At 71.5% G+C, this 20,980-nt stretch carries 21 protein-coding genes; 9 read left to right on the top strand and 12 right to left on the bottom strand.

Annotated elements, in window-relative coordinates; translation table 11 throughout:
• Positions 1 to 92 precede the first annotated feature (92 nt).
• Complete coding sequence (locus AB0G17_RS25235; RefSeq protein WP_190090064.1) at positions 93 to 857, bottom strand: GntR family transcriptional regulator; 765 nt, start codon at positions 855 to 857, stop codon at positions 93 to 95.
• Between the two features lie 283 nt (positions 858 to 1,140).
• On the opposite strand from AB0G17_RS25235, the gene AB0G17_RS25230 reads away from it, so the two are divergent.
• The 4 genes from AB0G17_RS25230 to AB0G17_RS25215 all read left to right on the top strand — a co-directional run bounded on the left by AB0G17_RS25230 (position 1,141) and on the right by AB0G17_RS25215 (position 5,931).
• The gene (locus tag AB0G17_RS25230) at positions 1,141 to 2,421 is read left to right on the top strand and encodes an extracellular solute-binding protein (protein WP_361387036.1); all 1,281 of its coding nucleotides are present in this window, start codon (positions 1,141 to 1,143) and stop codon (positions 2,419 to 2,421) included.
• A 79-nt stretch (positions 2,422 to 2,500) separates the two neighbouring features.
• Positions 2,501 to 3,499: a sugar ABC transporter permease gene (locus tag AB0G17_RS25225; RefSeq protein WP_361387033.1), complete on the top strand. Its 999-nt coding sequence runs from the start codon at positions 2,501 to 2,503 to the stop codon at positions 3,497 to 3,499.
• Between the two features lie 29 nt (positions 3,500 to 3,528).
• On the top strand, positions 3,529 to 4,383 hold the full coding sequence (locus AB0G17_RS25220; RefSeq protein WP_361387030.1) for a carbohydrate ABC transporter permease: 855 nt from the start codon (positions 3,529 to 3,531) through the stop codon (positions 4,381 to 4,383).
• Positions 4,384 to 4,392: 9 nt separating this feature from the next.
• Positions 4,393 to 5,931, top strand: coding sequence for a glycoside hydrolase family 3 protein (locus AB0G17_RS25215; RefSeq protein WP_361387027.1), 1,539 nt, complete (start codon positions 4,393 to 4,395; stop codon positions 5,929 to 5,931).
• A gap of 380 nt (positions 5,932 to 6,311) precedes the next feature.
• Here AB0G17_RS25215 and nagB read toward each other — a convergent pair whose 3' ends face one another.
• Positions 6,312 to 7,097, bottom strand: a complete 786-nt coding sequence (nagB, locus tag AB0G17_RS25210) for a glucosamine-6-phosphate deaminase (protein ID WP_361387023.1) — start codon at positions 7,095 to 7,097, stop codon at positions 6,312 to 6,314.
• A 164-nt stretch (positions 7,098 to 7,261) separates the two neighbouring features.
• On the opposite strand from nagB, the gene AB0G17_RS25205 reads away from it, so the two are divergent.
• Positions 7,262 to 8,356 carry an SIS domain-containing protein gene (locus tag AB0G17_RS25205; protein WP_361387020.1) on the top strand — a complete coding sequence of 365 codons (1,095 nt, stop codon included), beginning with the start codon at positions 7,262 to 7,264 and terminating at the stop codon, positions 8,354 to 8,356.
• Positions 8,357 to 8,367: 11 nt separating this feature from the next.
• Here the strand turns inward: AB0G17_RS25205 and AB0G17_RS25200 are convergent, their stop codons facing one another.
• Positions 8,368 to 9,120: an SDR family oxidoreductase gene (locus tag AB0G17_RS25200; protein ID WP_361387017.1), complete on the bottom strand. Its 753-nt coding sequence runs from the start codon at positions 9,118 to 9,120 to the stop codon at positions 8,368 to 8,370.
• 89 nt (positions 9,121 to 9,209) lie between these two features.
• Between AB0G17_RS25200 and AB0G17_RS25195 the strand changes: the two genes are divergently transcribed.
• Positions 9,210 to 9,812, top strand: a complete 603-nt coding sequence (locus AB0G17_RS25195) for a TetR/AcrR family transcriptional regulator (RefSeq protein WP_361387014.1) — start codon at positions 9,210 to 9,212, stop codon at positions 9,810 to 9,812.
• A 292-nt stretch (positions 9,813 to 10,104) separates the two neighbouring features.
• The gene (locus AB0G17_RS25190) at positions 10,105 to 11,571 is read left to right on the top strand and encodes a histidine kinase N-terminal domain-containing protein (protein ID WP_361387238.1); all 1,467 of its coding nucleotides are present in this window, start codon (positions 10,105 to 10,107) and stop codon (positions 11,569 to 11,571) included.
• 157 nt (positions 11,572 to 11,728) lie between these two features.
• Here AB0G17_RS25190 and AB0G17_RS25185 read toward each other — a convergent pair whose 3' ends face one another.
• On the bottom strand, positions 11,729 to 11,986 hold the full coding sequence (locus tag AB0G17_RS25185; RefSeq protein ID WP_004937597.1) for a WhiB family transcriptional regulator: 258 nt from the start codon (positions 11,984 to 11,986) through the stop codon (positions 11,729 to 11,731).
• A 315-nt stretch (positions 11,987 to 12,301) separates the two neighbouring features.
• Positions 12,302 to 13,270: a diacylglycerol kinase family protein gene (locus tag AB0G17_RS25180; protein WP_361387011.1), complete on the bottom strand. Its 969-nt coding sequence runs from the start codon at positions 13,268 to 13,270 to the stop codon at positions 12,302 to 12,304.
• A gap of 105 nt (positions 13,271 to 13,375) precedes the next feature.
• Between AB0G17_RS25180 and AB0G17_RS25175 the strand changes: the two genes are divergently transcribed.
• Positions 13,376 to 13,831 (top strand): hypothetical protein, encoded by a 456-nt coding sequence (locus tag AB0G17_RS25175; RefSeq protein WP_361387008.1) that lies wholly within the window; start codon positions 13,376 to 13,378, stop codon positions 13,829 to 13,831.
• A 120-nt stretch (positions 13,832 to 13,951) separates the two neighbouring features.
• Here AB0G17_RS25175 and AB0G17_RS25170 read toward each other — a convergent pair whose 3' ends face one another.
• From AB0G17_RS25170 to AB0G17_RS25160, 3 genes are all read right to left on the bottom strand, one after another.
• Positions 13,952 to 14,860, bottom strand: coding sequence for an RNA polymerase sigma factor SigF (locus tag AB0G17_RS25170; RefSeq protein ID WP_361387235.1), 909 nt, complete (start codon positions 14,858 to 14,860; stop codon positions 13,952 to 13,954).
• Between the two features lie 53 nt (positions 14,861 to 14,913).
• Positions 14,914 to 15,327, bottom strand: coding sequence for an anti-sigma regulatory factor (locus AB0G17_RS25165; RefSeq protein ID WP_067163834.1), 414 nt, complete (start codon positions 15,325 to 15,327; stop codon positions 14,914 to 14,916).
• Between the two features lie 304 nt (positions 15,328 to 15,631).
• Positions 15,632 to 15,892: a UBP-type zinc finger domain-containing protein gene (locus AB0G17_RS25160; protein ID WP_361387005.1), complete on the bottom strand. Its 261-nt coding sequence runs from the start codon at positions 15,890 to 15,892 to the stop codon at positions 15,632 to 15,634.
• 40 nt (positions 15,893 to 15,932) lie between these two features.
• On the opposite strand from AB0G17_RS25160, the gene AB0G17_RS25155 reads away from it, so the two are divergent.
• Entirely contained in the window at positions 15,933 to 17,531 is a 1,599-nt protein-coding gene (locus tag AB0G17_RS25155; protein WP_361387002.1) for a Na+/H+ antiporter, read from the top strand.
• Positions 17,532 to 17,534: 3 nt separating this feature from the next.
• Here the strand turns inward: AB0G17_RS25155 and AB0G17_RS25150 are convergent, their stop codons facing one another.
• The 4 genes from AB0G17_RS25150 to AB0G17_RS25135 form a co-directional block, all read right to left on the bottom strand.
• Positions 17,535 to 18,437, bottom strand: a complete 903-nt coding sequence (locus tag AB0G17_RS25150) for a pyridoxal-phosphate dependent enzyme (protein ID WP_361386999.1) — start codon at positions 18,435 to 18,437, stop codon at positions 17,535 to 17,537.
• 22 nt (positions 18,438 to 18,459) lie between these two features.
• On the bottom strand, positions 18,460 to 19,050 hold the full coding sequence (locus AB0G17_RS25145) for an N-acetylmuramoyl-L-alanine amidase (RefSeq protein WP_361386996.1): 591 nt from the start codon (positions 19,048 to 19,050) through the stop codon (positions 18,460 to 18,462).
• A 150-nt stretch (positions 19,051 to 19,200) separates the two neighbouring features.
• Positions 19,201 to 20,400 carry a globin domain-containing protein gene (locus tag AB0G17_RS25140; protein ID WP_361386993.1) on the bottom strand — a complete coding sequence of 400 codons (1,200 nt, stop codon included), beginning with the start codon at positions 20,398 to 20,400 and terminating at the stop codon, positions 19,201 to 19,203.
• A 116-nt stretch (positions 20,401 to 20,516) separates the two neighbouring features.
• Entirely contained in the window at positions 20,517 to 20,975 is a 459-nt protein-coding gene (locus tag AB0G17_RS25135) for an Rrf2 family transcriptional regulator (RefSeq protein ID WP_361386990.1), read from the bottom strand.
• Positions 20,976 to 20,980 lie beyond the last annotated feature (5 nt).

Below are 20,980 nucleotides of genomic sequence, written 5' to 3'. Positions count from 1 at the left end.
GTCTCAGTCCGTCGGCCGCTTCAGCCGCGCCACGCTGTGTTGTCCCGGGGGATAACCCCCGGACCCCCAGCCGTTCGCGGGCCCGGGCTGTCTCAGTCCGTCGGCCGCTTCAGCCGCGCCACGAACTTGTAGCGGTCGCCCCGGTACACCGACCGGACCCACTCCACCGGTTCGCCGTTCCCGTCGAGCGAGTGGCGGGAAAGCATCAGCATCGGCAGGCCCACGTCCGTGCCGAGCAGCCCGGCCTCGCGCGGGGTGGCCAGCGACGTCTCGATCGTCTCCTCGGCCTCGGCGAGCCGCACCCCGTACACCTCGGCGAGCGCGGTGTAGAGCGAGGTGTACTTGACGAGCGAGCGGCGCAGCGCGGGGAAGCGCTTGGCGGACAGGTGCGTCGTCTCGATCGCCATCGGCTCGCCGCTGGCCAGGCGCAGCCGCTCGATGCGCAGCACCCGGCCGCCGGCGGCGATGTCGAGCAGGCCCGCCAGCGTGTCGTCGGCGGTGACGTACCCGATGTCCAGCAGCTGCGAGGTGGGCTCCAGGCCCTGGGCGCGCATGTCCTCCGTGTAGGAGGTCAGTTGCAGCGCCTGGGAGACCTTGGGCTTGGCCACGAACGTGCCCTTGCCCTGGATGCGCTCCAGGCGCCCCTCGACCACCAGCTCCTGCAGGGCCTGGCGCACGGTGGTGCGGGAGGTGTCGAACTCGGCGGCCAGGGTGCGCTCGGGCGGCACCGGGGTGCCCGGCGGAAGCGTCTCCGTCATGTCGAGGAGATGCTTCTTGAGGCGGTAGTACTTGGGCACGCGAGCGGTCCGGGCGCCGGCGCCCGCCTCTGTCTCCGTACCGCTCCCGTCGGTGGCCATGGCCCGCCTTCCCGAGTGCTGCGCTGCTGCCGTCACCGGCTCCTCCGTCTGTCGCGGCTCACATGGTGGCACGGACCGGTCACGGGTCGTCGCCCTCCCTCAGGTGTCGGTCCGATAACGGACGCGACAGCCCTTCTTATACACCCTTGACACCCCTAAAGGTCTAGGCCAAGCTCCCGGTACTGGTCTAAACCATTAAAGACCAGGTCCCAGTCCCACAGGCAGTGCACGGCGTATGTCTTCGCGGTGGGCGGGGGGTTGCAGCATCCCTGAGGAGGGTGGCGTGAAGCGCAAGCTCATCGCGGCGATCGGCGTCGCGGGCATGTTGGTCAGCATCGCGGCGTGTGGCTCCGACGACAAGAAGGACGGGGCCGAGGGCGGCGACGCCAAGCAGCTGACGGTCTGGCTGACGGTCGACGCGCAGAAGAACTGGCCGGACCTGGTCAAGGCGGCCGACGACGCGATCGTCGCCAAGCACCCCGGCCTGAAGATCAACCACGAGTACTACGGCTGGCCGGACAAGAACGCCAAGCTCGACGCGGTGCTCGCCACCGACAAGGCCCCCGACGTGGTCGAGATGGGCAACACCGAGATGCTCGCCTACTCGGTCAAGGGCGCCTTCGCCGAGATCGACCCGTCGAAGTTCGACAACTCCTCCGCCTGGCTCGACGGCCTCAAGGCCTCGGTCACGTACGACGGCAAGACCTACGGCGTCCCCTACTACGCCGGTGGCCGCACGGCGACCTGGCGCAAGGACGTCGCCGCCGAGGCCGGCGTCACCGCCGTCCCGAAGACGTACACCGAGCTGACCGCCGACCTGGACAAGATCCAGGAGAAGAAGGGCGACAAGTTCAGCGCCTGGTACCAGCCGACGCGCGACTGGTATGTGGCCATGTCGTACGTGTACGACGCCGGCGGCTCCATCGCCAAGGAGGACGGCGGCACGTTCAAGGGGAACCTGTCCTCGCCGGAGTCCCTCAAGGGCCTGAACGAGTACAAGAACATCCTCGACAAGTACATGCACGGCGACAAGACGAAGGACGAGGCCGACCGCCCGATCGTCTACGGCCAGGGCAAGTCCGGTCTCGTCTTCAGCCCCGCGTGGGAGGGCGCCAGCGCGGCGCTGCCCGAGAACGACAAGGTCGGCAAGCTCGCCGACAAGATCGAGTCGTTCGTGATGCCCGGCCCGTCCGGCAAGGCCATGCCGGTCTTCCTCGGCGGCTCGGACCTCGCGGTCCCGGTCAAGTCCAAGGCGCAGGCGCTCGCGGCCGAGTGGATCAACGCGTTCACCGGCACCCAGGGCCAGAAGGGCCTGATCGCCAAGCAGAACCTGCCCAACAACAAGACGGCCCTCGCTCCGCTCAAGTCGGATCCGAAGACGGCCGTCGCGGCCACCGCGGCCGAGTCCAGCTGGTTCGTGCCCATGGCCCCGGGCTGGGGCCAGGTCGAGAAGGCCAAGGTCCTCCAGGACATGCTGCAGGCCATCGGCACCGGCAAGAAGTCGGTCGAGCAGGCCGCGAAGGACGCGGACACCGCGATCGACAAGGTCATCAACACCAAGTGACCTGTGGGTGAGGGCCCCGTCGGACAGCGACGGGGCCCTCACCCGGCCAGTACCGGAGAGGGACCGCTAGGAGCGCGCGATGAGTGCCGCAGAGACAACCACCGCCAAGGTGCCGCCGGCGCGGCGCGACCCACGACCGGGTGGGGAATCCGGGAAGCGCCCGAAAGGGCAGGCCAGAAAGCGCAGTGCGGGACAGGCGGCGGTGCCCTGGGCGCTGCTCGCCCCCTGCCTCCTGGCGCTCGCCCTCGTCCTGGGCTATCCGCTGGTACGCCTGGTCACCCTGTCCTTCCAGAAGTTCGGCCAGCCGCAGCTGTGGGGGTTCAAGGACCCCGAGTCGGTGGGCTTCGACAACTTCACCAACGTCCTGAGTGACAGCGAGTTCTGGACCGTCGTCGTCCGCACGGTCCTGTTCGCCTTCACCGCGGTCGTGCTGACCATGGTGCTCGGCATGCTGATCGCCCTGCTGCTCCAGCGGGTCTCCGGCTGGGTGAAGACCCTCGTCAACATCGCGCTGGTGGCGAGCTGGGGCATGCCGATCGTCGTCGCCATCACCATCTTCAAGTGGATGTTCGACAGTGACTTCGGCGTACTGAACTGGCTGCTCAGCCAGGTGCCCGGGGTCGACATGATCGGCCACAACTGGTTCGCCAGCGGCACCCAGGGCCTCGCCGTCATCATGCTGCTCGTGGTGTGGGGCGCGGTGCCGTTCGTCGTCATCACGCTGAGCGCGGGGCTGACCCAGGTCCCCAAGGAGCTGGAGGAGGCCGCCCGCCTCGACGGCGCCGGCGGCTGGGGCGTGTTCCGCCACGTCACCCTGCCGATCCTCAAGCCCATCATCGTGATGCTCGCGACGCTCTCGGTCATCTGGGACATGGGCGTCTTCCCGCAGGTCTTCGTGATGCGCGGCAACCACCCCGAGCCGGAGTTCCAGCTCCTCACCACGTACTCGTACGACAAGGCGTTCGTGGTCAACGACTACTCGCAGGGCTCCGCGATCGCGCTGCTGACCGTGCTCCTGCTGCTGGGTGTGATCGCGGTGTACATGCGCCAGATGCTGAAGATCGGAGACGTCGAGTGAGCGTGGCGAACGGAAAGTTGGGCGTACCGATGGCTGCCTCGGCCCCGGCGCTCGCGCGCCGCCGGCGCAAGAAGTCCAAGCTCGGCTGGAACCTCCTCGGCCTGCTGGTCTTCGCCACCGCGGGCTTCCCGGTCTACTGGATGCTCAACACGGCGCTCAAGCCCGCCAAGGACGCGATCGACCCGAGCCCGCACTTCTTCCCCCGGTCCCTCACCCTGGAGAACTTCCGCCGGGCGCTGGACATCGGTGACTTCTGGGGCTCGATCGGCCGCTCGCTGATCGTCTCCGTGGTCGTCGTGGTGATCGGCGTCGCGGTCGGTCTGCTGGCGGCGCTCGCCATCTCGCGGTTCGCCTTCCGCGGCCGCAAGATCGTGATCATCGGCATCCTGGCGGTCCAGATGGTCCCGCTGGTCGCGATGATCATCCCGGTCTTCCTGCTCCTCAACGACCTGGGCCAGTACGACAAGCTGTCCGGCCTGGTCCTCACCTATCTGACCTTCATCCTCCCCTTCACGGTCTGGACGCTGCGCGGCTTCATCGTCAACGTCCCCAAGGAGCTGGAGGAGGCGGCGATGGTCGACGGGTGCAGCCGCACCGGCGCCTTCATCCGCGTGGTCTTCCCGCTGCTGGCCCCGGGCATGGTGGCCACCTCGGTTTACGGCTTCATCCAGGCGTGGAACGAATACCTCTACGCCCTCATGCTGATGAGCCAGAACCACCAGACCGCCACCGTGTGGCTGTCCAACTTCACCACCCAGCACGGCACCGAGTTCGCCCCCATGATGGCCGGCTCCACCATGATGGCCGTCCCCATCGTGGCTCTGTTCCTCCTCGTCCAGCGCAAGATGGCCGCGGGTCTGACGGCCGGCGCAGTGAAGGGATAACGCCGCCCCATGACGACGATCGCACGCACCGACACGCTGACACGGGACGCCCTGACCGTCCTGCAGCCCGGCTTCGTCGGCACCACCGCCCCCGACTGGCTGCTGCGCCGGATCGGCGAAGGCCTCACCTCGGTGGGCCTGTTCGGCCGCAACATCGCCACCGAGTCCCAACTGGCGTCCCTGACGGCACAGTTGCGGGCCGAGGGGGACGATGTCCTGGTCGCCATCGACGAGGAGGGCGGGGACGTCACCCGCCTGGAGGTCCGTACGGGCTCGTCCTTCCCCGGCAACCTGGCGCTGGGTTCGGTGGACGACACGGACCTGACCCGGGCGGTGGCCCATGAGCTGGGCCGGCGCCTGGCGGCCTGCGGAGTGGACCTGAACTGGGCCCCTTCCGCCGACGTCAACTCCAATCCCGGCAATCCGGTCATCGGCGTACGGTCCTTCGGGGCCGACCCGCACCTGGTGGCGCGGCACACCGCCGCGTACATCGAGGGGCTGCAGTCCGCCGGAGTCGCCGCCTGCACCAAGCACTTCCCGGGCCACGGCGACACGGCGGTGGACTCCCACCACGCGCTCCCGCGCATCGACGTGGACCTCGACACACTGCACGCCCGCGAACTGGTGCCTTTCCGCGCCGCGATCGCCGCGGGTTCCAAGTCGGTGATGAGTGCGCATATCCTGCTGCCCGCGCTCGACCCGACCCGCCCGGCGACGCTGAGCCCGCGTGTCCTGACCGGACTGCTCCGCGAGGAACTCGGCTACGACGGACTGATCGTCACCGACGCCGTGGAGATGCAGGCCATCGCCTCGACGTACGGGATCGAGCGCGGCTCGGTCCTCGCGATCGCGGCCGGGGCCGACGCGCTGTGCGTCGGCGGCGGCCTGGCGGACGAGGACACCGTGCTGCGGCTGCGGGACGCGCTGGTCGCGGCGGTACGGGCCGGAGAACTGCCCGAGTCGCGCCTGGCCGACGCGGCGGCGCGGGTACGCGCCCTCGCGTCCTGGACGCGGCAGGCCAGGGGGGATGTCGCGGGGCCGGGCGCGGAGACGCAGGAGGGGACCGCGCCCGGCATCGGCATCGGCATCGGCACCGGCACCGGCATCGGTCTGGTGGCGGCGCGCCGTGCCCTGCGGGTGACGGGGGCTGTGGTGCCGCTGTCTTCGCCCCCTTACGTGGCGGCGTTCACTCCGGTCGCGAACATCGCGGTGGGGGACGAGACGCCGTGGGGGGTGGCGGCGGAGCTGTCCGGGCTGCTGCCGGGGACCGCGACGGGTACGTATGGTCCGTCGGCGGACCCCGCCGCGGTCCTGGCCGCCGCGGGCTCGCGCCGCATCGTCGCGGTGGTCCGCGACGAGCACCGCCATCCGTGGATGTCGGCGGCCCTGGACGCGCTGCTGGCGTCCCGCCCCGACACGGTGGTGATCGAGATGGGGGTGCCGCAGGCTGTGGCGCGGGGTTCTGCGCACATCGCCACGCACGGGGCGGCGAGGGTCTGCGGCCGGGCGGCGGCGGAGGCTCTGCTCCCCACCCCGCCCCTTCCCTAAAGTCCTCTGGCGGGCGGCCGGGTGAGGCGCCGGGGCCGGGCTACTGGGGGCTGCGCCCCCAGACCCCCCTGACTTCGTCTGCGGACCGGTGGTGGGTTGCTCGCGCATTTCCCCGCGCCCCTAAATGCGCCCCTGCGCCGCGCCCCTGTAGGGGCGCGCCGCTGTGACATTTGTGGTTCCGCCGCGCGGGCGTGACCAGCGGAGGGCGTCCCGGAGGGGCGCTTCTAGGGGCGCGGGGAACTGCGCGACCAGCCACGACGGACCCGCAGACGAACGGGGTCCGGGGCGCAGCCCCGAAGCGGGGTGCAGGGGGCCGGGGGCGTAGCCCCCGGGAAAACCGCCTGCCCCCTCCCGCCCCCGGAGGGGCGGGGTGGGGGCCTCTACAGCCCCTGCCACCTCGGCTTGTTCGCGTACGTGTGCCGGAAATACTCCGCAAGCTTCAGCTTCGACGCCGCAGCCTCATCCACCACCACCGTGGCGTGAGGGTGCAGCTGGAGCGCCGAGGCGGGGACGAGAGCGGCCACCGGGCCTTCCACCGTCGCCGCCACCGCCTCCGCCTTGCCCTCCCCGGTCGCGAGCAGCACCAGATGCCGCGCCTCCAGAATCGTGCCGATCCCCTGCGTGATCACATGGTGCGGCACCTGCTCGATGTCGTCGTCGAAGAAGCGCGCGTTGTCCACCCGCGTCTGCTGCGTCAGCGTCTTGATCCGGGTACGGGACGCCAGCGACGAGCACGGCTCGTTGAAGCCGATGTGCCCGTCCGTGCCGATCCCGAGGATCTGCAGGTCCACACCCCCGGCCGCGGCCAGCTCCCGGTCGTACGCCTCGCACGCCGCCTGGACGTCCGCCGCCGAGCCGTCCGGCCCGATGAACGAGTCCGGGCCGAGCCCGAGCGGCTCCACGACCTGGCGGATCACCGTCGCGCGGTAGGACTCGGGGTGCCCGGTCGGCAGCCCGACGTACTCGTCGAGCTGGCAGACCCGGGCCCGCGAGACGTCCACCGAGCCGGCCGCGACCTTGGCCGTCAGCGCGTCGTAGATGGGCAGCGGGGTCGAGCCGGTGGCCACGCCGAGCAGGGCGTCGGGCTTGCGGCGCCACAGGACCGCGATGGACTCCGCGATGAGCTCGCCGCCCGCCTTGGCGTCCGGGACGATGACAACTTCCACGTGGGCCTGCCGATCTGGAGACGTAGGGACGTGAACCAACCAGGGTGGTATAGACCAATCTAGCAGAGCGGGCGGCTCTCCCGCTGGCGGTCGCGCCTTCTCACATGGTCGACTGGAGGGGTTTCGGCAACGCGTACAGAGACCGCCCTCTGGAGGCATTCCGTATGTCGTCGACGCAGAACGAGAGACACAGCGCGCGGCACAGCGAGAGGCACAGCGAGCAGCCCGGCCGGATCATGCGCGGCGAGATGGCGGAGCAGCCCGCCGTCCTGCGCCGGATCCTCGCCGACGCCGCCCCCCGCATCCGCGAGACCGCCGCCGCGATCGCCGCCCAAAAGCCCCGCTTCGTCCTGCTGACCGCCCGCGGCACCTCCGACAACGCCGCCCTGTACGCGAAGTACCTGATCGAGATCCGGCTCGGGCTCCCGTGCGGGCTCACCTCCATGTCGACGATCACCGCGTACGGCGCCCGCCCCGACCTCAGCGACGTACTCGTCATCGCCGTCAGCCAGTCCGGCGGCTCGCCCGACCTCGTCGACTCCACCCGGGCGGCCCGCCGCGCGGGCGCCATCACGCTGGCCGTCACCAACAACCCCGACTCGCCGCTCGCCGCCGTCTCCGAGCACCACATCGACATCCTGGCCGGGCCGGAGAAGGCGCTGCCCGCGACCAAGACGTACACCGCCTCGCTGCTCGCCCTCTACCTCTTCGTCGAAGGCCTGCGCGGCGGCGACGTCTCGGCCGCCGGGGCGCTGCCCGAGCTCGCGGACCGGATCCTGGCCCGCCAGGACGAGGTGCGGCTGCTGGCCTCCCGCTACCGTTTCGCCGAGCGGATGGTCATCACCTCGCGCGGGTACGGCTATCCCACAGCCAAGGAAGCCGCGCTCAAGCTCATGGAGACGAGCTACATCCCGGCTCTCTCGTACTCCGGCGCCGACCTGCTGCACGGCCCGCTGGCCATGGTCGACAACATCTCGCCGGTGATCGCGGTGGTCACCGACGGCCGGGGCGGCCAGGCGCTCCAGCCGGTGCTCGACCGGCTGCGCGGCCGGGGCGCCGACCTCTTCGTCGTCGGCCCCAAGCCCCAGGTGGACGCGGCCTCGGCGGGTTTCGTGCTGCCGGTCGAGGGCGTCCCCGAGGAGCTCCAGCCGATCCTGGAGATCCTGCCGCTGCAACTCCTCGCGTACGAGGTGACGATCGCCAGGGGCCAGGACCCGGACGCCCCGCGCGCGCTGGCGAAGGTGACCGAGACCCACTGAACGGGCCGTGGCTACGCCAGCGAGCCGCCCGTGGCGTCCACCCACTGCCCCGTCACCCAGCGTCCGTCCCGCGACGCGAGGAACGCCACCACGTCCGCGATGTCGGACGCCTCGCCGACGCGGCCGAGCGCCGACATCGCCGCGGCGCCCGCCCACGCCTCGTCACTCGCGCGCAGCCAGTCCGCGTTGACGTCGGTGTCGACGATGCCCGGGGCCACCGAGTTCACCGTGATGCCCCGACTGCCCACGATCTTGGACAGGTTGCGGGTGAAGACGTCGAGCGCGCCCTTGGTCATGGCGTACGCGATCAGGTCCGGCAGCACCGCCGACCGTGAGACGCCGGAGGAGATGTTGACGATCCGGCCGCCGTCCCGCATCCGCTCCAGGCCGAGCCGTGCCAGGAAGAACGGCGCCCTGGTGTTCACGGCGAACAGCCGCTCGTACTCGGCCTCGTCGATCTCCCCGAACGTCCGGGCTGTGCCGATGCCCGCGTTGTTGACCAGGATGTCCACGCCGTCCGCGCGCCGGTCGAAGGCCGCCCACAGCGCCTCGGCGTCGCCGGGGACGCCCAGTTCCTGGCCGAGGGCGAAGGCCGAGCCGCCGGCCGCCTCGATCGCGGCGACCGTTTCCTTGGCGGCCACCTCGTTGGTGCCGTAGTGGACGGCGACCCGCGCCCCGTCCCGGCCGAGCCGTTCCGCGATGCCCCGCCCGATGCCCCGGCTGCCGCCGGTGACCAGTGCCGTCCTGCCCGTGAGCGCGCCCATGACGTACCTCCCCGTGGATGGAAATCTGTAGCGCCTGCTACAGAATGAGAACGTAACATATTCTCTAGCGGTCGCTATAGAATTCGTGCATGACCACCGGACAGCGCGGCCGCCCCCGCTCCTTCGACCGTGCCCGCGCGCTCGAACAGGCCACGCTGACCTTTTGGGAGCACGGCTACGAGGCGACCTCCGTGGCCGGGCTGACCCGGGCGATGGGCATCGGGGCGCCCAGCCTGTACGCGGCCTTCGGCGACAAGAGGGCCCTGTTCGAGGAGGTCGTGGGGGCGTACGGGCAGACGTACGGTGCGTTCATCGGCCGGGCCGTCGCCGAGGAGTCCGGCGCGCGGGCGACGATCGGGCGGATCCTGCGGGAGGCCGCCACCGAGTTCACCCGGCCGGGCCGCCCGCGCGGCTGCCTGGTGCTCAGCGCCGCCGTCAACTGCACCACCAAGGAGGTCGAGGAGGCTCTGCGCGAGGTGCGCAACGGCAACCTCGCGGAGTTCGAGCGCCTGATCGCCGCCGATGTCACGGCCGGGGCGCTGCCCGCCGGAACCGACCCCCGCGCACTCGCCCGGTTCAGCGCGGGCGTCTTCCAGGGCATGTCCCAGCAGGCCAGGGACGGGGCGAGCGAGAAGGAGCTGGCGGCGGTGGCCGAGCTGGCCATGCAGGGCTGGCCGGGCGGACGGCCCTAGCCCCGCGGCCTCGCGCATGGCAGGCTCGTACCGCCTGAGCCGGGCCGGTAAATGGATGGACAGCAGGAATGGTCTAGTCCACAATGGGCGGCACAGGCCTCCGGCCTCCCCGCACAGGAGGCCGGACAGAGGTACGCGGCGCTCTCTGCCCTGACAGCGCCGGGGACCTCCCGTAAGGCCGAGGGGCACCGCACACCCGTCGGCCGGCAGTTCCGGGCTGCGGTGCCGGACGGGCCGAGGGTCCCGCCCCGGCGCCGTAGCCCGCGCGGGTACCCTCGCTGACGTGCCCTCCATGAACGACCTCGTACGTCAGCACACCGCTCTCAGTGAATCCGACCTGGAGTGGCTCCATCTGCTGGTCTCGGAGTGGCAGCTGCTCTCCGACCTCTCCTTCGCCGACCTGGTGCTGTGGGTGCCCACCCTGGACGGCACCCGGTACGTCTCGGTCGCCCAGATGCGCCCCAACACCGGGCCCACGTCCTACCAGGACGACATGGTCGGCCACCTCGTCCCGCGCGGGCGCCGCCCGCTGCTCGACGCCGCGCTCGACGAGGGCCGCATCGTGCGCGAGGGCGACCCGGAGTGGCGCGAGGAGGTGCCGGTGCGGGTCGAGTCCATCCCCGTGCGCAGGGAGGGCCGCGTCCTCGGGGTCATCGCGCGCAACACCAATCTGCTCACCGTGCGTACCCCCTCCCGTCTGGAGCTCACCTACCTCCAGTCCGCCTCCGACCTGGCGCAGATGATCGCCGCCGGGTCCTTCCCCTTCCCGGGGCAGCAGGTCGACATGGACGCCTCGCCGCGCGCGGGGGACGGGCTGATCAGGCTGGACGCCGACGGCATCGTCCAGTACGCCTCGCCGAACGCCCTCTCCGCGTACCACCACCTCGGCCTCGCCTCCGACCTGGTCGGCCAGCACCTCGGCGAGCTCACCGCCCAACTCGCGCCCTCGCGCGGCCCGGTGGACGAGGCCATCGCCAAGCTGGCCAGCGGGTACGCCCCGCGCGAGACCGAGGTCGAGGGCAGCGGCGGGGTCATCCAGCTGCGCGCCATCCCGCTCAAGCCCAAGGGCACCCGGATCGGTTCGCTCGTCCTGCTGCGGGACGTCACCGAACTGCGCCGCCGCGAGCGCGAGTTGATCACCAAGGACGCCACCATCCGGGAGATCCACCACCGGGTGAAGAACAACCTCCAGACGGTCGCGGCCCTGCTGCGCCTGCAGGCCCGGCGGATCGACTCCGAGGAGGGGCGCGAGGCGCTGAACGAGGCGGTGCGGCGGGTCGGTTCGATCGCGATCGTGCACGAGACGCTCTCCCAGAACCTGGACGAGCGCGTCGAGTTCGACGAGATCGCGGACCGGGTGCTCGCGATGGTGGCGGAGATCTCACCGGGCAAGGTCACCTGCCGCCGTACGGGCCGGTTCGGCATCCTGGACGCGGAGGTCGCCACTCCGCTCGCGATGGTCCTGACCGAGGTGCTGCAGAACGCCCTGGAGCACGCCTTCGCGCCGGGGGAGCAGGGCACGGTCGAGGTGTCGGCGGTGCGCGCCGGCGCCCGCGACGACGCCCGGCTGCTGATCACCGTGCGCGACGACGGCCGCGGGCTGCCGGACGGGTTCGACCCGCAGAAGGCCGGGAACCTCGGCCTCCAGATCGTCCGGACCCTGGTCGAGGGCGAGCTGGGCGGCGCCTTCGACATGGTGGCGGCGCCGGAGCGGGGCACCCAGGTGGTGCTCGACGTGCCGGTGCGGGCCGACAAGTAGCCCGTACGCCCACCACACGGGCAGAAACAGCAGCGAGCCCCGGACCGCGAACGGTCCGGGGCTCGAATGCTGTGGGTTACTGCTGCGCGCTGCGGCTCGGGGGGCGGTGAGTGCGTACTCTCTGTACGCGCCGCGCGGGCCTAGGCAGGAGGGGGGATCAGGCGGTTGCGTTGCGCGCCCGGTTGCGAGCGGCACGGCGCTTCATCGCGCGGCGCTCGTCCTCGCTGAGGCCACCCCAGACGCCGGAGTCCTGGCCGGACTCGAGCGCCCACTGCAGGCACTGCTCCATGACGGGGCAGCGGCGGCAGACGGCCTTGGCTTCCTCGATCTGCAGCAGCGCAGGACCGGTGTTGCCGATGGGGAAGAACAGCTCGGGGTCTTCCTCACGACAAACGGCGTTGTGACGCCAGTCCATGGCTGCTACCTCTCTTGGTGATGCGTATGGGTGCTTGTGAATGTGAACGCTTTCACGAATCCCCCCGCAAGGGAAGGGCCGACTTCCAGTTGCACTGGTTGTGGTCCTGAGTTGAGGAGGGGTTCTGGCTCTCATGGAGGCCGGTGTTGCGGGCCGTCCCGATCGCCATGTAGAGATTCGCAAACCTCGGCGGCGGATACAACCCCTTCCGAGAAGTTTTTTTTGATTCCTCGGTGTCGACTGGGTCACAGTCGTACTTCTATGGGGTGGGGCCCAGCCCAAACGTTCGAGTTAAAGGACTTTCGGCCCTTCCACTCACACAATCACACGCAGTGCACGGCGTACGCCTGTGAACGTCACGCTCGTACGCAGACCCAGGTGGTCGCCGTCCATCTGGAAGGGCAGCGGGGCCTTGGAATGCAAGGTGAAGTCGGTCAGGTCGTGCAAAGAAACGGCGTGCTTGCCGTGGGGACCCTTTTCGGGGGTCGAGGTCAGCAGCTGAGTGGCGTAACGGGTCGCCGCCGCCGTCGAGAGCCGGGAGAGGGAGAGCACGTCAAGGGCCGTTTCGAAGGACGCCTCAGGGGCCGCGTACACCGGGCGATTGCCCAGATAGGTCCACGGGGAGGTGTTGCAGACTATCGACATCACCAGGTCCTCGACCGGGTCCTGGCCCGGGCGCTCCAGGGTGATCGTGCCGTGCCGCCGGTGCCGCTCCGCGAAGAACTGGCGGGCCACCTGCCGGATGTAAAGACTGTGTGTGGAGCGTCTGCCGCGCTCCCGCTGCTGTTCGACCCGGCCGACGACCCCGGCGTCGAACCCGAATCCGGCGCAGAACGTGAACCAGCGGTCGGGGACGCCCTCGTCCTCGGTGCCCGGCGTGCCGGCCGCCAGGCCCAGGCTGACCGTACGGCCGCGCCCCTCGCGCATGGCGTCCAGCAGTATCCCGGTCGCCTCGACGGGCTCGTTGGGCAGTCCGACTGCGCGCGCGAAGACATTGGTGGAGCCGCCGGGGACCACCGCGAAGCGCGGCAGGTTCTCCGGGTCCGGGCCGTTGTGCAGCAGACCGTTGACGACCTCGTTGACCGTGCCGTCGCCGCCGAGCGCCACGACGATGTCGATGTCGCTGCTCTCCGCCGCCCGCCGCCCGAGGTCGCGGGCGTGCCCCCGGTACTCCGTCGTCACGGCGTCCAGCTTCATCTCGCTGGCCAGCGCGTGGATGAGGACATCACGGGTGCGGGCACTGGTGGTGGTTGCCGCCGGGTTGACCACGAGAAGTGCACGCATGGGCGCCAGAGTACCTACCGGGCGGTACCGGGCACAGTCCAGCCCCCTCCCGGCAGGGCTCCGGGGGCCCGGGAGCGGGCTCGTGGCGAGGGCTACCCTGCTGGGGTGAGTACTGAGCAGCACCCTGACAGCGAGACCGGTTCCGCCGCCCCCGAGGGGCCGCGCCCCGGGCGGCTGACCGCGGCCGCCGCGATCGCCGCGGTCGAGGGCCTCGCCCTGGTCGGCGGCGGTCTCTTCATGCTCGTGATGGGCCTGATGGGCAAGCCCGACCAGCCGCGGCAGGCCGTGACGGGCGGCATCACGCTGATCGTCCTCGGGATCATCCCGCTGGCCGCGGCGCGCGGGCTGCTGCTGCGGCGCCGCTGGAGCCGCGGGCCCGCGCTGATCACCCAGATCCTGGCGCTGCCGGTGGCCTGGATGTTCCTGCACGCGGACGGGGTGGCGGTCCCGGTGGGGATCGCGACGACCGCGCTCGCGGTGGCCGGTCTGGTCCTGCTGGTCAACCCGGCCACGGCGGAGGCGCTCGGCGTACGCGGGGCGGGCGGGACGCGTACGCCGTAGTCCCTCGGGACACCCGGCGCCACGGGCTTGTGGCCCGGAGCGCCCGGCCCTGCGGCGCCTGACGCCCGCACGCCGTAGCGCACAGGGCGGTCCGCCCGGCCCCGCGGCGTGTGACGCGTCCTACTCCTCCACCAGCAGCTTCTCCCGCAGCTGGGCCAGGGTCCTGGCCAGCAGCCGGGAGACGTGCATCTGCGAGATGCCGACCTCCTGCGCGATCTGCGACTGGGTCATGTTCCCGAAGAAGCGCAGCAGCAGGATCCGCTTCTCGCGCGGCGGCAGGTCCTCCAGGAGCGGCTTGAGCGACTCCCGGTACTCGACGCCCTCCAGCGCCTCGTCCTCCGCGCCCAGCGTGTCCGCGACCGCCGGCGACTCGTCGTCCGTGTCCGGGACGTCGAGCGAGAGCGTCGAGTACGCGTTCGCCGACTCCAGGCCCTCCAGGACCTCCTCCTCGGAGATGCCCAGGCGCTCCGCCAGCTCGTGCACCGTGGGCGAGCGGCCGTGCTGCTGGGAGAGCTCGGCGGTGGCCGTGGTGAGGGCCAGGCGCAGCTCCTGGAGGCGGCGCGGCACCCGGACCGCCCAGCCCTTGTCCCGGAAGTGCCGCTTGATCTCGCCGACGACCGTCGGGGTCGCGTACGTCGAGAACTCGACCCCGCGCTCCGGGTCGAACCGGTCGACCGACTTGATCAGGCCGATGGTGGCGACCTGGGTCAGGTCGTCCAGCGGCTCGCCGCGGTTGCGGAACCGCCGGGCCAGGTGCTCGACCAGCGGCAGGTGCATCCGGACCAGCTTGTTGCGCAGCTCGGCCTTCTCCGGCGAGCCGTCCGGGAGTTTGCGCAGCTCGATGAACATCGCCCGCGCCCCGCTGCGGTCCTGCGGATCGTGCTGGTGGTGCCTGTGCTCGATGTGCTCGCTCATGTGGGCCGCCCGCTCTGCCTGCCGCGTCTGCTCCGCCACGGCCTCTGGGCCGTCGAATCCGTCCACCGGGTGCGGCCGGGCCTGCTGCTCCGGAATACCGACGGAGCGCGGCATCTCCGGGCGCGTCTCGGGGATGCGCCTGTCGTCCCGCACCGGACCGTCCCCGCTCACGCCGGTCCGGGTCCCGCGCCGCGCTGTTTGTACAGGCTGATGGAGACCGTACGGTCGTCCGCGACCGAGGAGTCGACCTTGCCGGCGAGTGCGGAGAGCACCGTCCAGGCGAAGGTGTCGCGCTCGGGGGCCCGGCCGTCGGTGGTCGGGGCCGAGACGGTGACCTCCAGCGAGTCGTCCACGAGCCGGAACACACAGCTCAGTACGGAGCCGGGGACGGCCTGCTGGAGCAGGATCGCGCACGCCTCGTCGACCGCGATGCGCAGATCCTCGATCTCGTCGAGGGTGAAGTCCAAACGTGCCGCGAGACCGGCCGTGGCCGTACGCAGCACTGACAGGTAGGCACCCGCGGCCGGCAGCCGGACTTCCACGAAGTCCTGATTCCCGGGCTCGCCTGCGATCTGGGACACCCTCACCTCCAAGGTGGCACAAGCTCTCTCGGGCCCCGGCGGAGGGGACGCCTCCGGGGCCATGCGGTACGTGAAGCGGTGATCGTGCGTCGTCCACGCGATCGTGGTGCTCGGAAGGGCGACGCTATCGCGATCCATGGTGCCGTGTCGCCGGGACCCCTCCCGGCGGGTGTCACTCATGGTAAGCATATGGGCACGGACAGTGGCTAGAGGTGTGCGGTGCCCAATTGCTGTGAACCGACGCCGGGTTGACGTACCCAGGCCGGAGAGCGTCGAACCGTCCGGATTCTCCCGACCTCCCGCGTCACACCAGTACGTTGTCCACAAAGCACCAGCGCCAGTCCTCGCCCGCCTCCAGGGTGCGCATCACCGGGTGCCCGGTCTGCTGGTGGTGGGCGGTCGCGTGCCGCGACGGCGAGGAGTCGCAGCAGCCCACATAGCCGCAGACGAGGCACTGTCGCAGCTGTACGTAGTGGGTGCCGTCTGCCAGGCACTGCGGGCACGTCCCGCTCAGCGGCGCGGGCTCGGGGCGCGGCAGTTCGGCGACATGCGGGCACTCGCTCATGATTGCCAGGTTACGACGGTCCGGGTGTGAGGTGGCTGGGATGGACGCGTTGCCGCTGGTGGCACTGGTCGCGGGGAGCGCGGTGGTGGCCGGCGCCGCCCGCCGCACCCCGATCCCGGCCCCGCTGCTCCTGGTCGCGGGGGGACTCGCCGCCGCTTACGTGCCGGGCGTCCCGGACTACACGCTCGACCCCCACATCGTGCTGCCCCTGCTGCTGCCGCCGCTGCTGTACACGGCCGCCGTGGACAGCTCGTACCTCGATCTGCGGGCCAATCTGCGGCCCGTCGCGCTCCTCTCGGTCGGTTACGTCCTGTTCGCGACCGTGGCCGTGGGCTGGCTCGCCTATCTCCTGGTGCCCGATCTGCCGCTCACCGCCGCGCTGGTCCTCGGCGCGGTGGTCGCGCCGCCGGACGCGGTCGCGGCCACCGCCATCGCCCGCCGCCTCGGGCTTCCCGGCCGGATCACCACCATCCTGCAGGGCGAGTCGCTGGTGAACGACGCGACCGCGATCACCGCGTACAAGGTCGCGCTCGCCGCCGCCGTCGGGGAGGGGGCGACCTGGGCGGGCGGGGCCGGGGAGTTCGCCCTCGCCTCCCTCGGCGGGGTCGGGATCGGCCTGGTCCTGATGGTGCCGATCCACTGGCTGCGCACGCATCTGACGGAGGCGCTGCTCCAGAACACCCTCTCGCTGCTCATCCCGTTCGTGGCGTACGCGGCCGCCGAGGAGGTCGGGGCGTCCGGGGTGCTCGCGGTGGTGGTCGTCGCGCTGTACCTGGGCCACCGCTCCTGGCAGGTGGACTTCGCGACCCGGCTCCAGGAGGCGGCGGTCTGGAAGATGGTCGCCTTCCTCCTGGAGTCGTCGGTGTTCGCGCTGATCGGGCTCCAGCTGCCGGTGGTGCTCAAGGGGCTCGGCGAGTACCGGGTGGTGGAGGCGGTGCTGTACGCGACCGGGGTCTTCGCCGCCGTCGTCGCGATGCGGTTCGTCTGGGTCTTCCCGGCGACCTTCCTGCCGAGGGCGGTCTCGGAGCGGATCCGCACCCGCGAGCCGGACACGGACTGGACGGCGCCGGTGATCGTCGGGTGGGCCGGGATGCGCGGGGTGGTCTCGCTCGCCATCGCCTTCTCGATCCCGATGACCACGCACGACGACCGCCCCTTCCCGGCCCGGAACCTGGTGCTCTTCCTGACCTTCACCACGGTCATCGCCACGCTGGTGGTGCAGGGGCTGACGCTGCCGCCCTTGATCCGGGCGCTGAGGCTGCCGGGGCGGGACGCGCGGGCCGAGACGCTGGCCGAGGCGCAGGCCCAGAACGAGGCCTCGCTGGCCGCCGAGCGCCGGCTGGACGAGCTCCTGGCGGACGAGGCCAACGCGCTTCCGCCGCCGCTGGCCGACCGGCTGCGCACCGTCCTGGAGCGGCGCCGCAACTCCGTGTGGGAGCGGCTCGGCGGGGTGAACGCGGTGACCGGCGAGTCGGCCGACGCCACCTACCGCAGGCTGTCGCGGGAGATGATCGGCGCCGAGCGCGAGGTGTTCGTCCAGCTGCGGGACGCGCGCCGGATCGACGACGAGATGCTGCGGACGCTGCTGCGCCGGCTCGACCTGGAGGAGGCGGCGGCGTACCGCGAGAGCGAGTCCTGACGACTAGAAGGGCTGACCGGTGACGACGGCCGCGACCGCCGTCCCCTCGGGGAACGCGCCCTCCTCGGCGAGGGTCAGCAGCCCGTACAGCATTTTGGCGACATAGAGACGTTCCACGGGCAGCCGGTGGCGGGCCTCGAAGTCGTCCGCGAAGGCGTCGAGTGCGGGGGTGGTACGGGCGTACCCGCCGCAGTGGAAGCGCTCGTCCAGGGACCAGTTGTCCCCGGCCGCACCGAAGGTCTCGCGCTGCAACTCCCGTATCTCGCGCGCGAGGAAGCCGCCCCGCAGCACCGGGAACCCGAGCGCCCGTTGGCCCTCCGTGAGCCCGGCGGCGAGGCCGGCGAGGGTGCCCCCGGTTCCGCAGGCCACCGCCACGACGTCGGCGCGGCCGCGCAGCTCGCGCCCCAGGTCCGTACACCCCCGCACCGCGAGGGAGTTGCTGCCGCCCTCCGGGACGACGTACGCGTCCACGCCGAAGCGCTCGCGCAGTTCGGCCAGCACCTCCGGCTCGGCCTTGCGCCGGTAGGTCGCGCGGTCCACGAAGTGCAGCCGCATGCCGTCCGCCGCGCACCGGGCGAGCGACGGGTTGAGGGGGCGGCGGGCGAGCTCGTCGCCCCGGACCACGCCGATGGTGGGGAAGCCGAGGAGGCGGCCCGCGGCGGCGGTGGCGCGCAGGTGGTTGGAGTAGGCGCCGCCGAAGGTCAGCGCCGGCCGCCCGGCCGCCTCGCGCAGGTTCAGGGCGAGCTTGCGCCACTTGTTGCCGGGCAGCGCGGGGTGGATCAGGTCGTCGCGCTTGAGCAGCAGACGGACGCCGTGGCGGGCGAAGCGCTCGTCCTCGATTGGTTGCAGAGGCGAAGGGATACGCGGCCGCAGGGCGGTGGTGAGGTCGAGCGCTTCTTCGGTCACCTGTCCATTGTGACCGGCGGCCTCACTTCAGCCGCTCGTGGACCCGCTCGCGCAGCCAGTCCATGCCGAAGCCCCGCGGGTCGACCTTGCCCGGCTGCCACTCCTTGTGGCCGATCACCGACCGCTCGGTCCAGCCGTAGTGCCGGCAGACGGCCGCCGCGGCCCTCTCGATCGCCAGGAGCTGGGCCGGTGGCCAGGGGTCTTCGCCGTCGCCGAGGTTCTCGCACTCGAACCCGTAGAAGCGCGCGTTGCCGTCGGTGTCGGCCTCGTCGCAGGCCGGGAGGCGCTTCTCGGCGATCACCGCGCGCAGGACGTCGCCGTCGCCCGCGCCGGCGTGGTTGGCGCGGCCGTTGCCCACCAGGTGGACCGTGCCGTCCTTGGTGATCACGCCATGGCAGAGCGGGCCGGGCAGGCTGTCGTAACCGTCGTAGCAGATGCGAACGGTGGCGGCGGATCCCTGGGTGACGGTGTGGTGGATCATCACGCCGTTGAGCGGCCCCCAGGCGCCGTGCCCGGCCCGGTTGTGGGTGCGCCAGCCGTCGACCTCGACGACCCGGAGGCCTTCGGCGCGCAGTGCGGAGAGGAACTGGTCAGCCGACATGGGTGGGGCCATGGCCGACTCCTTGGGTGAGTGGTACCCCGGTTTGCGGTACCTGGTGCGGTTCAGCCGGAATGTGCCCTACCGCTTCTACCGGAACTTCCGCATGCGGGCGATGTGTTCGGGCCGCGTGCGAGCCGATCCGGACACATCGCCCGATTACGGTCAGTCGTGCGCGAGCCAGAGGTCGGGGCCGAACACCTCGTAGTGGATGTCGGCGGCGGCGACGCCCTGGGCGAGCAGCTGGGTGCGCACCGCCCGCATGAAGGGCAGCGGACCGCACAGGTACGCGCGCGTGCCCGACGCCACCGCGACCGACGACAGGTCCACCAGGCCGGTCCGGTCGGCGGGATGGCCGGGCGCGGGGTGCTCGTACCAGAAGTGCGCGGCGGCGTCCGGGAGTTTGGCCGTCAGCGCCTCGTGGTCCTCGCGCAGGGCGTGGTCGGCGGGGGAGCGGTCGCCGTGCACCACGGTCACCGGGGCGCGGTGACCGGCGCCTGCCAGGTGCTCCAGCATCGCCAGCATCGGGGTACAGCCGATCCCCGCCGAGGCGAGCAGCAGCGGCGCCCCGGAGTCGTCGAGGACGAGATCGCCGTACGGGGCCGAGACGCGCAGCCGGTCGCCCACCTCCACGCGCGCGTGGAGGTGGTGGGAGACCTCGCCGTCGGGCGCCCGGCCCTCGCCCCGGACCCGCTTGACCGTGATCGAGCGGGTGGCGGAGCCGGGGGCGGCGCTGAGGCTGTACTGACGTATCTGGCGGGCGCCGTCGGGGAGTTCGACCTGGACGGAGACGTACTGGCCGGGGCGGAAGCCGGGCGCCGGGGCGCCGTCGGTGGGCCGCAGCCGGAAGGTGGCCACGTCGGGCGTCTCCTCGGTGCGCCCCTCGACGGTCCACTCGCGCCATACGTCCCCGGCGGCGACGCCCTGGGCGGCGTAGAGCCGGGCCTCGATGGCGATCAGGGCGTTCGCCATCAGCCAGTACACCTCGTCCCAGGCGGCGGCGACCTCGGGCGTGACGGCCTCGCCGAGCACCTCGACGATGGCGGCGAAGAGGTGCTCGTGCACCACGTCGTACTGCTCGGCCGTGATGCCCAGCGAGGCGTGCTTGTGGGCGATCCGGCCCAGCATCACGTCGGGGCGCTCGTCCGGGCGGTCCAGGAGGTGGACCGCGAAGGCCGCGATGGACCCGGCGAGCGCCTGCCGCTGGACTCCGGCGGCCTGGTTGCCCCGGTTGAACAGGTCGCGCAGCAACTCGGGGTGGGCCGCGAAGAGCCGGGCGTAGAACCGCTCGGTGATGGCGGGAAGGGCTCCGCCGACGGCGGGCAGGGTGGCGCGTACGGTCGCGGCCGACTTCTCGGACAGCAAGAGGACTCCTCTTTAATTGGAATCTAAGATTCGTATTTTGAGCCGCAGCTCAGGGCGTCGGACCAGGGTTGCGGGATGGAGTGACGGGATGGGGCGGCGGGAAGGGTGACGGTGCCTCAGCCGTCCGTCCGGCGCCCGCCTGTGAGCCCGATGAGCAGCGGGCCCGTGGGTGAGGTGACGAGGTCGGCGACGGTGACCGGGTCCAGGGAGGCGTAGAACGCCTCCTGCGCCCGGCGCAGCGCCCCGCGCAGCCGGCACGCCGAGTTGAGCGGGCACGGGACGGCCCCCTCGCACTCGACCACGTCGCCGGGCCCCTCCAGCTCGCGGACCAGACCGCCGACCGAGGCCCGGCGCCCCGCCGGGGTGAGCGCGAGCCCGCCGCCCCGGCCGCGCCGCGCCTCGACCAGGCCGAGGTGCTGGAGCCGGGCGACCACCTTCGCGGTGTGCGTATAGGGCACCCGCATGGTCTCGGCCACCTCGCGCGTCGTGGGCGGGGCCTCCCGGTCGCCCTCGTCGGCGACGGCCAGGCGCATCAGTACGCGAAGCGCCAGGTCCGTGAATCTCGTGAGCCGCATGGTGT

The sequence above is a fragment of the Streptomyces sp. NPDC023838 genome (assembly GCF_040639555.1).
Classification (GTDB): domain Bacteria; phylum Actinomycetota; class Actinomycetes; order Streptomycetales; family Streptomycetaceae; genus Streptomyces.
The sequence above is the reverse complement of the archived record's forward strand: the minus strand, read 5'-3'. Positions and strand labels throughout refer to the sequence as shown.